The sequence below is a fragment of the Amycolatopsis sp. NPDC041971 genome (assembly GCF_055588925.1).
On record NZ_JBVJCE010000020.1, the window covers coordinates 146,066 to 158,472 of the forward strand.

Annotated in this window: 12 protein-coding genes; 8 read left to right on the forward strand and 4 right to left on the reverse strand. The window is 67.8% G+C overall.

What is annotated here, in order from left to right; all coding sequences use genetic code 11:
• Positions 1–140: 140 nt before the first annotated feature.
• Both ACZ6DT_RS32820 and ACZ6DT_RS32825 read right to left on the reverse strand, forming a co-directional pair.
• On the reverse strand, positions 141–389 hold the full coding sequence (locus ACZ6DT_RS32820; RefSeq protein WP_465602579.1) for a hypothetical protein: 249 nt from the start codon (positions 387–389) through the stop codon (positions 141–143).
• A gap of 110 nt (positions 390–499) precedes the next feature.
• Positions 500–1,423 (reverse strand): GbsR/MarR family transcriptional regulator, encoded by a 924-nt coding sequence (locus ACZ6DT_RS32825; RefSeq protein WP_465602647.1) that lies wholly within the window; start codon positions 1,421–1,423, stop codon positions 500–502.
• A gap of 182 nt (positions 1,424–1,605) precedes the next feature.
• On the opposite strand from ACZ6DT_RS32825, the gene ACZ6DT_RS32830 reads away from it, so the two are divergent.
• A complete protein-coding gene (locus ACZ6DT_RS32830) occupies positions 1,606–2,808 on the forward strand; it encodes a cytochrome P450 (RefSeq protein WP_465602580.1) in 1,203 nt (400 codons plus the stop codon).
• 5 nt (positions 2,809–2,813) lie between these two features.
• On the forward strand, positions 2,814–2,993 hold the full coding sequence (locus ACZ6DT_RS32835; protein WP_465602582.1) for a ferredoxin: 180 nt from the start codon (positions 2,814–2,816) through the stop codon (positions 2,991–2,993).
• A gap of 52 nt (positions 2,994–3,045) precedes the next feature.
• On the opposite strand, the gene ACZ6DT_RS32840 is transcribed toward ACZ6DT_RS32835, so the two are convergent.
• Positions 3,046–3,597: a snapalysin family zinc-dependent metalloprotease gene (locus ACZ6DT_RS32840; RefSeq protein ID WP_465602584.1), complete on the reverse strand. Its 552-nt coding sequence runs from the start codon at positions 3,595–3,597 to the stop codon at positions 3,046–3,048.
• Positions 3,598–3,734: 137 nt separating this feature from the next.
• On the opposite strand from ACZ6DT_RS32840, the gene ACZ6DT_RS32845 reads away from it, so the two are divergent.
• The 6 genes from ACZ6DT_RS32845 (at position 3,735) to ACZ6DT_RS32870 (ending at position 10,620) form a co-directional block, all read left to right on the forward strand.
• On the forward strand, positions 3,735–6,356 hold the full coding sequence (locus ACZ6DT_RS32845) for a P-loop NTPase fold protein (RefSeq protein ID WP_465602586.1): 2,622 nt from the start codon (positions 3,735–3,737) through the stop codon (positions 6,354–6,356).
• A gap of 37 nt (positions 6,357–6,393) precedes the next feature.
• Positions 6,394–8,148 (forward strand): substrate-binding and vWA domain-containing protein, encoded by a 1,755-nt coding sequence (locus ACZ6DT_RS32850; RefSeq protein WP_465602588.1) that lies wholly within the window; start codon positions 6,394–6,396, stop codon positions 8,146–8,148.
• Between the two features lies 1 nt (position 8,149).
• Positions 8,150–8,662, forward strand: a complete 513-nt coding sequence (locus ACZ6DT_RS32855; protein WP_465602590.1) for a hypothetical protein — start codon at positions 8,150–8,152, stop codon at positions 8,660–8,662.
• A 50-nt stretch (positions 8,663–8,712) separates the two neighbouring features.
• Complete coding sequence (locus ACZ6DT_RS32860) at positions 8,713–9,078, forward strand: hypothetical protein (protein ID WP_465602591.1); 366 nt, start codon at positions 8,713–8,715, stop codon at positions 9,076–9,078.
• A gap of 29 nt (positions 9,079–9,107) precedes the next feature.
• Positions 9,108–9,809 carry a Crp/Fnr family transcriptional regulator gene (locus ACZ6DT_RS32865; RefSeq protein ID WP_465602592.1) on the forward strand — a complete coding sequence of 234 codons (702 nt, stop codon included), beginning with the start codon at positions 9,108–9,110 and terminating at the stop codon, positions 9,807–9,809.
• Between the two features lie 121 nt (positions 9,810–9,930).
• Positions 9,931–10,620: a hypothetical protein gene (locus tag ACZ6DT_RS32870; protein WP_465602593.1), complete on the forward strand. Its 690-nt coding sequence runs from the start codon at positions 9,931–9,933 to the stop codon at positions 10,618–10,620.
• A 205-nt stretch (positions 10,621–10,825) separates the two neighbouring features.
• Here the strand turns inward: ACZ6DT_RS32870 and ACZ6DT_RS32875 are convergent, their stop codons facing one another.
• Positions 10,826–12,271: a DUF1996 domain-containing protein gene (locus ACZ6DT_RS32875; RefSeq protein WP_465602649.1), complete on the reverse strand. Its 1,446-nt coding sequence runs from the start codon at positions 12,269–12,271 to the stop codon at positions 10,826–10,828.
• Positions 12,272–12,407 lie beyond the last annotated feature (136 nt).

Sequence of the window (12,407 nt, forward strand, 5' to 3'; positions counted from 1 at the left end):
GGAACGGTCGGTGGCCGCGCACCTCCCGCGGTAGCCATCTTTGCCGGAAACGGCGACAGTCACCATGCCCGGTCCGGCGATACCGCCGCCGTCGGTGCACACCCCTTCGGCGGTCGTCACTTGCCGGGAAGCGGTGATGGTCATCGCGGCGGTCCGGCAGTGCCGGAACGGTCGGTGGCCGCGCACCTCCCGCGGTAGCCATCTTTGCCGGAAACGGCGACAGTCACCATGCCCGGTCCGGCGATACCGCCGCCGTCGGTGGTCGCGCGTGTCGCTGGCAGTCTCGCTTGCCGGAAACCGGCGACAGCCACCGCGTCCGGTCCGGCGATACCGCCGCCGTCGGTGGCCGCGCATCCCCCGCGGCAGCCATCTTTGCCGAAAAGCGGCAACAGCCGCCACCTCCGGTCCAGTCACCCTCGGCGACCGCGTATCCCGCCGCCAACGCTGTTCGCCGAAAAACGGCGACAGCCCACCGGCAAGCACAGCAAGGCACCCGAACTCATGACCTCAAAGCCGCCAACTGCGCCGCCGTCAGCCGTTCCACCGCCGGGACCGCCCGATACTCCCCGCCGGCGCATACCACCCGCACCGGGCCGGCGATGTGCGGTTGCTCTTCCGCCACCCGCAAAGCGGACAAGACCCTTTCCTCGCTCCACCCCAAAGCGGCCGAAAGTGCCGCGGCGGAAAGGGCGTGTCCGGTGTGCAGGAGGGCGGCGAGTGCGGTCAGGGCGTCGCCGGCGTACAGGGCGACGCGGTCGTCCAGCATGACCTCGTGGATGCGCGCGTGGAAGCGGGAGAGGTCGTCCATGCGGGCGCCCGCGGGCGTCGCGATGCCGAGGACGTCGGCGCCCCGGCGGGCGATCTTGACCCATTCCTGGTTCGCGCGGACGCTTTCGGCCCATACGCGCTGGGGCATTTCCTCGTCGATGATGTACTGCTCGCGCCGTCCGTCCCGTTCGCGCCGGAGCATCGCTTGCGTTTCGAGGTAGGCGACGGCGTTCGAGATCGAGGCCGGACTGACCTGGAGCCGTCGGGCGAGTTCGGCCGAGGTGAGGACGCCGTCGTCGCTGACGGACAGGCAGGCGAGCAGCCGTGCCGTCATGCGGGGCAGGCCGGTCGCCACCATGATGTCGGCGAACTCGGTTTCGAAGGCGCGGACGGCTTCCGGGTTCCGGCCGTAGCCGTGCGAGACGGCCGCGACGTCGCGGGCGGGCGACTTCCGGCGGCGCCGAGCGCGTTCGCCGGTCACCCGGTTCGCTTCTTCGGCGCGATAGCCCGAGTGACCGCTGTTGCGTGCGACCTCGCGACTGATCGTCGACGTCGGGCGCCCGAGCCGGCGGGCGATCTCGGCGTAACCGAGGCCGTCCTTGAGCCAGGTCGCGATCAGCCGGCGATCCTCCTGCGTCAGCCTGCCGCCCGGCATGGGCACCTCCTGTGCGTTCACTCGCCGGTCATTGCAACGAGGCGTTGCATTCATTGGCAAGACCGTTGCAACGATTTCCGGAAATCTACCAGCAAAGACGACGAGATAGCCAGGCTGGAGCTTTGAGCGATCTGTAAATGCAACGTAGCCTTTGAGCAGCGGTAAAACTGGGAGGAACAACAATGACCAATTCGGCACCCCATCTCACGGAACTGCCCCTCGAACGTCCGAAGGGCTGTCCGTTCGACCCGCCCGCCGAGCTCGGCCCGCTGCGCGACGAACACCCGCTCGTCCGGCTGACGTTCCCCGACGGGCACGAAGGCTGGCTCGCGACGGGCTACGAGACGGTTCGGGCCGTCATCGCGGATTCACGCTTCAGCGCCCGGCAAGAGCTGATGCACTCGCCGTTTCCGGGCGCGGCCGCGATGGTGGAGATGCCACCGGCGGCACCGGGGATGTTCATCAAGATGGACGATCCCGAGCACAGCCGGTACCGCAAGCTGCTGACCGGCAAGTTCACCGTCCGCCGGATGCGGCTCCTCACCGAACGGGTGGAGCAGGTGACCACCGAGTATCTCGACGCGATGGAACGCGAAGGAACGTCGGCCGACCTGGTGACGGCTTTCGCGCAGCCCATTCCGGCGCTGATGATCTGCGAGCTGCTCGGCGTCCCTTACGAAGACCACGAGTTCTTCCGTCGCAACGTCTTGCCGCTGAACCGGCCGGACGCCCCGGCCGAGGAGCAGGAAGCCGCCATCAACGCCCTGGGGGGCTATCTCTACGAACTCATCGTGGCGAAACGGGCCGAGCCGACCGACGACATCCTCGGCGAGCTGGTCACCACGGATCTCACCGACGAGGAACTCACCAGCATCGCGTTCCTCCTGCTGGGGGCCGGTCTGGACACCACGGCCAACATGCTGGCACTGGGGACGTTCGCGTTGCTGCGGCATCCGGACCAGCTCGCCATCCTGCGGGAGGACCCGGAGAGCGTCGAAGGCGCGATCGAGGAACTGTTGCGTTACCTGACCATCACGCACACCGGCGCGCGCACCGCGCTCGAGGACGTGGAGATCGGCGGCCGGGTCGTCAAGGCGGGGGAGGTGGTCGCGCTCTCGGCGGCGGCGGCCAACCGCGACCCGCTGAAGTTCCCGGAACCCGACCGGCTGGATCTCCGCCGGAACGCCGCCGGGCACGCCGCTTTCGGGCACGGGGTGCACCAGTGTCTCGGCCAGCAGCTCGCGCGAGTCCAGATGAAGGTCGCCTTCACCGGGCTGCTCGGGAGGTTCCCGGCGCTGCGCTTGGCCGTTCCGGCCGACGAGATCCCGCTGCGGACGGACTCCGACATCTACGGGGTGTACGCGCTCCCGGTGGCCTGGGGCTGATCGCGATGAGGCTCGAAGTGGACCGGGAACGCTGTGTGGGCGCCGGAATGTGCGTGCTGACCGCGCCCGAGGTGTTCGGACAGGACGAAGAAGACGGCCGGGTCCGGTTGCTGGACCCGGAACCGGCCGAGATCGGCGACGCCGTAGAGCTGTGCCCGGCGGCGGCGATCACGGCGGACGACTAGGAAACCCCAGGCCAGGCCAGGGGGTGCCGGGCGGGCACCCCCTGGCCCGGAATCAGCCCACCTCCGCGAGGACCTTGCCCGCGTCGGCGCTCGGCACGGCGGTGCCGGCGTAGAGCTGCTGCACCCTGGCCTTCTCCTGCGCGTTGGGGTTCACGCTCTTGCAGCTGACCCCACCGGTCGAACCGGACATCAGCGACGAGCACGGGCCGGGCTTCACGTCGGGCAGGCCGAGGCTGTGCCCGAGTTCGTGGGAAGCGATCCGCGGCGTGTAATAGCCCTGCTGGACGGCCTGCCTGCCCATCCACACGGTGACGGTGCCGCTGGGGCGGACCGGGCCGAGCGTGGCGCGCGGCCAGCCGTTGTCGGCGATGACCCGGATGTTGACCCGCTGCCCCGGCGTCGCCTTCACGATGCGGACGTTGGTGACGTTGGTGTTCCAGACGTTGACGCCGGCCGCCACCGCGTCCTTGAACTCCGCGGCCTGGCTGTCGTCGTAGGTCAGGGTGGTCGCCATGATCTCGGCGGCACCGGCGGAGGGTGCCGAGAGCACCGAGACGGAGAGCGCGGCGCCGGTGAGCACCGCGGCGAAGGTACGTCGAAGCACGTTGAACTCCTCGCGTTAAAGGCGTGCTGGAATTTCGGAGCAGTGTCGACCCTGAACCTTTCGAGGCGCTCGGGGTACCCGCCGATAGTCGCCTGTCGTTAACCATGATCTTGACGCGACCGGAAGACTGTGCGGTTATGACCACTGCGCGTTTCACCGGGCACGAAGAACCGATCCTCGCGGTCGCGGTGAAAGGAAACAGGCTGGTCACCGGCGGTGCGGACCGGACGGTGCGGGTCTGGGACCTGGAGACCGGCGCGCTCCGGTTCACCTTCAGCGGACACGATCGGCCGGTGCTCGCGGTGGGCATCTCGGGTCAGCACGTGGTCGGCTGCGATGGGGCGACGGTGCGGCGCTGGCGGATCGCCGGTCGCGAGGCGCATCCCCCGGAGGTCCAGACCACCAAGCGGACCGTCGCCGTCGCGGTGGCGAACGAATTCGCCGTGTCCGGCGCGGGAAGCACCGTCGAGGTCCGGCGGCTGGACGGCGTGACGGTGCGAGGGCTCCGCACCGGCGGCCCGGAGGTCGAATCGGTCGCGGTGACCCCGGACGGACGGGTCGTCGTCGCCGGGGACGACACCGGCGGCGTGCGGCTGTGGGACAAGGAAGTCGTTTCCCACTACCGGTTCGGCGGCGCGGGCGCGGTCCACGTCGTCGCGATCTCGGCCGACGGCGGGCATGTGCTGTCCGGCGAGGGCGAGACGGTCCGGTTGTGGGGGCGCAAAGGCGATCCGGCCCTCGTCTTCCCCGGGCACGGCGGCGCGGTGCGGGCACTGGCCTTCAGCCCGGACGGCGAACTGGTGCTCTCCGGCGGTTCCGACGGCGAGGTCCGAGTCCGCGAGATCGACGACCCGGCGGGTTACACCCTCCTCAAGGGACATCGGGGGAACGTCCGCGCGATCGCCTGCACCGCGGGCAGCGAGAAGATCGTCACGGTCGGGGACGACCGCACCATCCGGGTGTGGGATCGCTTCGGCAACCAGATCGACGGCACCGGTTTCGTCGAACCCAAACCGGGCAGGGCCCGGCCGCGGATCACGCCCGACGTCGAAAGCCCGGTCGACCTGATCGGCTTCCACGACGACGTGCGCACCCTCGCCGCGGTCATCGCCGACCGGGAGACCAGTCCGCCGTTGTGCGTCGCGCTGCTGGGGCCCTGGGGTTCCGGCAAATCGAGTTTCGTGCGGCAGGTGAGCGACCGGGTGGCCGAACTGGCACGCCGGTCCCGCGGCGATGCCGCCACCAGCGTGTTCGCCGGTGAGATCCGGCAGATCCGGTTCAACGCCTGGCAGTACCACGACGACCATCTGTGGGTCGGGCTGGTGGACCACCTGTTCCGGAACCTGGGCGCGCCCGAAACGCATGCGGACGCCGGCGAGGTCCGTGCCGAACGCGAGGAACTGCGGACCAGGCTCGCCGGCCTCCGCGCCATCAAGGCGGATTCCCCGCTCACCTGGCGCTGGCGTCTCCTGGTGTCCGGAGTGGACCGGGCGGAACGCCGACGGCGGAGGCTCGCCGTCGCGGGCTACGCGGTCGCCGGTGTGCTCGGCATCGCCGCGGCGATCACCGGCTGGGCGTTGTGGCACAACGCGATCCTCGCCGTGGCGGGTGCCGTCGTCGCGCTCGGCGCCGTGCTGACCCCGGCGCTCACCACCGCCAGGGCCGCCCTCGCGCCCGTCAAGTCCACATTGGACAAACTGCGGTCCGACGTCGACAAACGGGCGGAACGGTTCGAGACCGAGATCCGGGAGACCGAGGAAAGGCTCCGGCGGCTGGACGCGGCCACCCGGCTCGGCGAGCTGATCGAGGAGGCGAAGGCCGGCAGATACGGGGACTACCAAGGAGTTTTCGCGCGCGTCCGGGAGGACCTCGTGAAGCTGAGCGCCGATCTGGAGGAGGCGCGCCGGGAATGGCGACTGGCCGGAGGCGCCGGCAAGCCGCCGCTGGAACGGATCGTGCTCTACATCGACGATCTCGACCGCTGCCCGCCGTCGAAGGTGATCGAAGTGCTCGCCGCGGTGCACCTGCTGCTGGCCCTGCCCGCGTTCGTCGTGGTGGTGGCCCTCGACCCGAGGTGGTTGCGGCGCTGCCTCGACCAGCACCACGAAGAGCTGTTCGGCACCGGCGAAGCGCGGCAGGCGGAGTACCTCGACAAGATCTTCCAGATCGTGTTCGCCCTGCGCCCCATGGGGGCCGCGGCGGACGAACTGATCGACACCCTCATGCCCATCGAAGCACCGGAACCGGCGTCGTCCGAGTACGAAGAATGGCCGGAGGACGAGGACAGGCCCGAACGCGGTGAGACGGCGGAGGTCGTCGTCGAGGACACGGCCCCGCCGACGTTCTACAACATGCGCCCGGACCGGCTGCGGCTCACCGAAGTCGAACGGGATTTCGTCCACGTGCTGCGGAAAAGGCTGAACACGCCGCGCGAGATCCGGAAACTGGTCAACCTCTACCGGCTGGTCCGCATCGGCATTCCCGACGCGGAACTGACGCGGTTCGTCGGCGGTCCCTATCGGGCGGTGCTCGTCCTGCTGACCCTGCTGGTCGCCGATCCGGACGCCGCGCGCTCGACCTTCACCGCTCTTTCGGCCGGGGAATCGTTGTCCGAGGCCTTTCCACCTGAATGGCGGCTAGACGTCGAATCCTTCGATGATCTACAGGTCTATCGGAATTGGGTGGGTACCCTCGCCCGCTTCAGTTTCGAAACCTACGATCTCGTTACCGAGGAAACAGAACCGGGAACCACGTTGTAGCTACACTTGCCCGCTACGACGGCTAGGGGGGCGGCGCATGCGGAGATCAGGCTGGCTTTCGCTCGTCTTCGGCGCGCTCGTCGGGACGCTCGTGATCGTGCTGCTCGCGACCACGGTCACCGCGCCGTCGAACGCGGCTAGGACCGACTGCGTCCGGTTGGTCACCAGTTCCTCCACGGAGAAGGGTGATCTGATCGCCGAACTGGCCGAGCGGTACAACAACACCGGCCGGACGTTCGACGGCGGCCGGTGCGCGAAGGTCGAGGCGTTCAAGAAGACCTCGGGGGCCACGCTCGACCTCATCGCCGAAGGCTGGAACGACATCGACGAGCGGCAACCCGAACCCCAGGTCTGGATGCCGAGTTCCTCGCTGTGGCTCGATCTGCTGCGCCAGCGCGGCAAAGGCGACCTGATCGCGAGCGGTCCGAAGACCTCGCTCGCGACGAGCCCCATGGTGATCGCGATGCCGGAGCCGATGGCCAGGGAACTGGGCTGGCCGTCGAAGGGCATCGGCTGGCGGGACGTACTCGAAGTGAACCGCAACGGCGGCTGGGCCTCCACCGGCCCGGAGAACGCCAAGTGGGGCAACTTCACGCTGGGCAAGGACAATCCACGCCGGTCGACCTCGGGGCTCGCCGCGACCATCGCGACCTACTTCGCGGCGACGGGCGGCGACTACGGCAAGATCGACACGGCGGAAACCGTCCAGTTCGTCCGCGGGATCGAGGCCTCGGTCGCCTACTACAGCGACGATTCGGTGGCCTTCCTGAAGACGCTGTACGAAGAGGATCGGAAGAAGCCCACGCCCTACATCAGCGCGATGGCGATGCAGGAACAGATGGTCTACCTCTACAACCACGGCGCGCCGACCGGGGACCCGAAACAGCTGGGGAAGGAACCGGCCCCGCTGAACCGGCCGCTCGTCGCCGTGCATCCGAGCGAGGGGACGATGCTGATCGACCATCCCTTCCTCACCACCGCCAAGGCATCGCCGGAACAGCGCGCCGCGGCCAAGGACTTCTACGACTTCCTGCGGGAACCCCCGCAGCAGGGCCGGTTCCGTGACCTCGGCTTCCGTGACCCGGAGGGTCGCGGGAACGACAAGCTGGCCAAGGGCGTGCACACCGAAGGGGTCGCCGAACCCCGGCCCATCGGGATTCCCACCGGTGAACAGATCCAGAAGATGCTGGACGGCTGGGAGTACACGCAGCGGCGCGGCAGGATCCTGCTGGTGCTGGACCTTTCCGGCTCCATGAACGAACCGTTCGACAAGAACCGCAAGGACAAGCCGTATTCCGAAAGCCGGATCGCCCTGCTGAAACCCGCGATCCGCAAACAGCTCGAGTACCTGCATCCCGAGGACGAGGTGGGGCTGTGGACGTTCTCGAACGAGTACGAGGAAAAGATGCCGATCGGCAAGGTGAAGAACGTCCGCGGCCCGATGCTCGACCTCGTCGACAAGCTGACCCCGAAAGGGGATACGGCGCTGTACAAGACCGTGATCGAGGCCAACGACCAGATGCGCCGCGAGTTCGACCCGAACCTCATCAACGCCATCGTCTTCTTGACCGACGGAGAGAACACCGGGATCGGGACCAAGGAGCAGGTGCTGCAGAACGTCGACGCCGAGCGGCTGGACAACTCCGTCCGGATCTTCACCATGGCCTACGGCGCGCAGGCGGACAGCCGGGTCCTCGACGAGATCGCGCAGAAGTCCAAGGCCCGCAGCTACCAGGCCGTCGACCCGCACGGCATCGACAAGATGTTCGTCAACGTGTTCAGCAACTTCTGACATGGCCGAGCACGACAACCGCCCCTTCCACGTCGTCGCGGTGGTGCTCAGCCTGATCGCCGGGCTGATCGGCCGTGCGGTGACCTCGCCGCATCCGCAAGGCTGGCTCTTCGGCGCCGTCGCCGTGCTGGCCGTGCTGATTCCGGCCGAGACCGCGTTCTTCGTGGTGAACGGCAAGCGATCGAGGCCGGTGAAGGAGGTCCGCGCGCCGGAACCCGCCACCGCCTCCGACCATTTCAGCCTGCTCGGACGGGCGCTGACGGCCATCGAAACGATGCGGCCGGGCGAGGCGGAGCTTTCGGGGGTCTTCCGGCGGGCGGTGGCGATACTCGAGAAGCGGAAGGGTGACGGCTCGGTGAGTGTCGCTCAACTGCGCATGACCGTCAGCCAGTTGACCATGAAGCTGGAGCGTTCGGTGGTGGACGAGAACCCGGACCGGCTGATGCTCGTCCAGCGGATGCACCTGTTCCAGGAAGTGCTCGAAGAAGCCATCGCGGCGGTCGAACCGGGGTGAGTGTTCGGTGCCGAACAGACTACGGCCGTGCGTCATGCTGATCTGACAGCATGCCGTTGATCGGGCGCCGGGTTGTCGAGGGCGTGGAACATGTGGTCGTACCGGTGGAGCACCGGTTCAGCCTGGAGGAAGCCGTGCTGGCGGTGATGGCCGCCAAGAGCACCGTGCGGCCCGCTCCGGGGATCAAGGTCGCTCCGCTCAAGGTTTCGGAGGTACGGTCAGCGCTGCTCTATGCGGCGAAGCACGCCGATAGGCGACACCAGATCGTGGACAGCTATTTCGTCGAGGCCGAAGATGGGCCGTTGCACCGGCTGGCCGAGTGGATCAGATCCGAACTGGTCCGCCTGGGCGTCTTCACCACGCACGACGGTTCCGCCGCCGGATCGGGTGGCCGATTCGGTTACTCTCCGCGATAGGTGTTCACGACTGCCTGGGAGGGTGTTTCGTGGGTTTGGGCCCGGAGGCCGCCGAAGAGAGAGAACGTCCGTTCCTGGAGCGGCTGGACGAACCCGTCCGTGCCCGGTTACTGGAGATGGGCACCCCGCAGACCTACGAGAGCAGACAGGCGCTGATGCGGTCGGGGGAGCCCGGCGACTTCGTCATGCTGCTGCGGTACGGCTACGTGAAGGTGACCAGCGCCGACCGGATGGGGGCGACGGTCATCCTCGACGTCGGGGTGCCCGGTGATCTGCACGGCGAGATCGCGGTGATCGCGGGCGGCATTCGGATGGCGGACGTCGTCGCCATCGAAGAAGTGCACGTCCGGCGCATCGCGGCGAGCGAGTTCAACCGGTTCCTGCTGGATCATCCGGCGGCGATGCGGGAGGTGCTCGTCAGCGTCGCCCGGCGGTTCGTGCTCGCCCAGCGGCAGCGGACGCAGTCCTGGAAACCACAGGCGGTGGCGCGGGTCGCGACGCGGCTGGACTACCTCGTCGACGTCTGTGGCATTCGGACACCCGCCGGCTGGCGCATCGGGATCCCGTTGAGCCAGGACGAACTCGCGCAGTTCATCCCGATGGGACGGACCATGGTCGCGCAGGCGCTGGACAAGCTCCGGAAGGCGGGAGTGGTGGCCAGTTCGCGCCGGGCGATCACCGTCCTCGACCGCGAGGCGTTGCGGGTGATCACGGAAAAAGGTGTGACTTAGCTCACTGGCGCTGACCAGTGCGAGGTCACGTTTTGTTCGGTTCCGAACAGAACTTCCGGTGAGGAGTGGGAACACTGCTTCCTGCCGCCAGTTTTCACCGATCAGGGGAGGGGTCGCAGAGATGCAGGTGCTGACCTCAGGCCGTTACAACGCGCACACCCACGCCGTGCTGTCCGTCGACATCGTCGGTTCGTCCAAGGCCAGTGACGACCTGCTGGACCCGATGAAGGCCGAGATGGAAACGCTGGTTTCCCGCTCGTTCACCGCGGTCGGGCTCGCTCCAGGGGAAGCGCGGCACTTCCGGGAGACCGGGGACGGGCTGATGGTCGCGTATCCGGACCACGCCGTCGGCCGGCTCTGCGAGGTCGTGTTCCACCTGGACCATCTGCTCCGGACCCGCAACCGCTACGCCAGGGTCCCGATGCGGGCGCGGGTGGCGGTCCACATGGGACCGATGGCGGACAACCACCGTTACCATCGCACGTACATCACGCTGACCCGGTTGCTGTGCGCCTCCACCTTCAACGACGCCGTCGGCTACTGGTGCCGCTCGGATCCGACGGGTGACAAGTTCGGTGCCGGGATGATCGTCTCGCAATCCGTGTGGCGCAACGTGGTCGAGCCGTTCGGGGTCGCGCTGGTCCCGCCGGCCCGTTGCGCCCGGATCAGCGTCACGACCCCGGACTTCGCGGACAGCGCGTGGATCCACCTGCCGGGCCTGGACGCCGAGGCGGTCCTCGCCGAACTGAACCCCGCTGTCGCGGTGCCGCTCGTATTCGACCGGGTGAGCCGGTTGTCCACGACGGCCTGACCCAGACCGGGCGGTCCGGTTTCCAGGGAGGGAAAACCGTATCGCTCGCCGGTTCCCGGCCCGGAACCCCTACGCCGGGCCGGGAACCGGACCTCGGCTGGGGCGCGGGTCATCCCCGCCGCGCCCCTCGATTGCCCGGTCCGTGAAGGCCTCCTTGAGGGACCCAGGGTCCCTCAAGGAGGCCTTCACGGACTTGCGGCCGGTGTCACTGCCGGCAGCGTTTACCGCTGTTGACGCACTTCACCAGCTGGTTCATCAGCCGCTGCGACATGACGTTCGCGAAATCGTCGTGGTCGGAGCGCGGGTCGTGCTTCTCCTGCGCGAAAGCGTCGACCGCGTACTGCCCGGCGGCCTGGATGTTCGCCGGGATGTCGTACACGAGCGTGATCCGCAGTTGCGGCACGTTCTTAAAGCCACGCGGGCATTTCCCGTCGCGGTCGGAGAACACGATATGCGTGCGGTGGTTGGCGCTGTCGGTGTTCTTCCCGTCCCAGCAGTTCGGGAACGCGTGGATGCGAGCGACCTTGCTGCCCCGCGGGCAGATCGGGTACAGCTCGGTGAGCCGGTCCTCGAAGCCGGTGCAGGTCCAGCTGGGCCGCGCGTTGGCCGGGCCGTTGGTGCTCTGCTTGGCGTCGCCGTAGAGCACACGCAGGAATTTCGGCATCGCGACGACCCGGCGGGCGCCGCCGCTGGTGAAGGTCAGGTCGACCTTCTCGGCGCGCTGGATCTCGCCTTCGTTGTCGCCGATCTCGTTGTTGTCGTTGACGCCGGGCAGATCCGCGGCCTTGCCGTCGGACTTCTTCTTCTCGGCGTCGCCAGCCGCGTTGACGTTACTGTTCTCGCCGCCGTTGTCGAGTCCGCCTTCGTCGTTCTGCTTCACCGCGCAGCCGGCGAGCTGGTCTTCGTTCTTCGCGACCGGTTTTCCCGCCTGCCGCATGATGTCGCCGATCTTCTTGATCGACGGCTTCCGCTTGTTCCGCAGTTCGTCGAGCACTTGGTCCGCCTGTTTTCCTTGCGCCAGCTGGTTGTTCGCGTTGTCGGAGTCCTGGTCGAGATTGTCGAGGTTCTCGTCGACCGCGGGCATGGCCTGGTCGGGGACCGCACTGAGTTCGTCGAGTTCACTGGCGACATCGGGGCAGTCGACTTGGGCGACCGCCTCGTCCTTGGCCGCGTTCGCGCGGTCGGCGGCGAGTTTCTCCTCGTTCGCCGCCTCGTTCTTTTCCGCTTCCTCGGTGTTGATCCGGATGACCGGCCAGAAATACGCCGACTTGTCCCCGTTCTTGCAGGTCGTACCCGCGCGCAACAGGCTCTTGTTGTTCGAGTCCGCGTTGGTCGAAAGGTTTCCGACGTAGTCGTGGAGGTGCTCGGCTCCGTTGCGGACACCGGGCTGAGCGATGAAATTGTCGCCGTTGAAGTGGCCGTTCTCGTTGCGGCCGCAGTCCACGGTGAACGTTCCCCGTGCGCCTCGTTTCGCGAGGTCGAGGTTGACGTTGTTGCCGCGGGGGACCTTCGTGATGTCGATGAAGAACGCTTTGTCCGCGCCGTCGGCCCTGGCCGCGTCGGGGGTTCCGGTCGTGTTCACCACGACGATCCCGCCGACGGCGAGGGCGAGCGCGAGACCGCCGGTGGCGACCTTGGTGCGCTGTGCCATGCGGTGGCGACCGGCGGTTCTGAGGTTGCGGGGCATGAACTTGTTCACCTCGTTCGGTGTCGTTGCCCGGAGCCCGGGGGAGGCGACGCCGGCACCGCCGACGTCGCTGACTCCGTGTTGGTTGAAACGGCACCGA

Coding starts and splice junctions, on each gene's coding strand:
- ACZ6DT_RS32825 (WP_465602647.1), bottom strand. CDS start 1,423: ATGCCGGGCGGCAGGCTGACGCAGGAGGATCGCCGGCTGATCGCGACC.
- ACZ6DT_RS32830 (WP_465602580.1), top strand. CDS start 1,606: ATGACCAATTCGGCACCCCATCTCACGGAACTGCCCCTCGAACGTCCG.
- ACZ6DT_RS32835 (WP_465602582.1), top strand. CDS start 2,814: ATGAGGCTCGAAGTGGACCGGGAACGCTGTGTGGGCGCCGGAATGTGC.
- ACZ6DT_RS32845 (WP_465602586.1), top strand. CDS start 3,735: ATGACCACTGCGCGTTTCACCGGGCACGAAGAACCGATCCTCGCGGTC.
- ACZ6DT_RS32850 (WP_465602588.1), top strand. CDS start 6,394: ATGCGGAGATCAGGCTGGCTTTCGCTCGTCTTCGGCGCGCTCGTCGGG.
- ACZ6DT_RS32855 (WP_465602590.1), top strand. CDS start 8,150: ATGGCCGAGCACGACAACCGCCCCTTCCACGTCGTCGCGGTGGTGCTC.
- ACZ6DT_RS32860 (WP_465602591.1), top strand. CDS start 8,713: ATGCCGTTGATCGGGCGCCGGGTTGTCGAGGGCGTGGAACATGTGGTC.
- ACZ6DT_RS32870 (WP_465602593.1), top strand. CDS start 9,931: ATGCAGGTGCTGACCTCAGGCCGTTACAACGCGCACACCCACGCCGTG.
- ACZ6DT_RS32875 (WP_465602649.1), bottom strand. CDS start 12,271: ATGGCACAGCGCACCAAGGTCGCCACCGGCGGTCTCGCGCTCGCCCTC.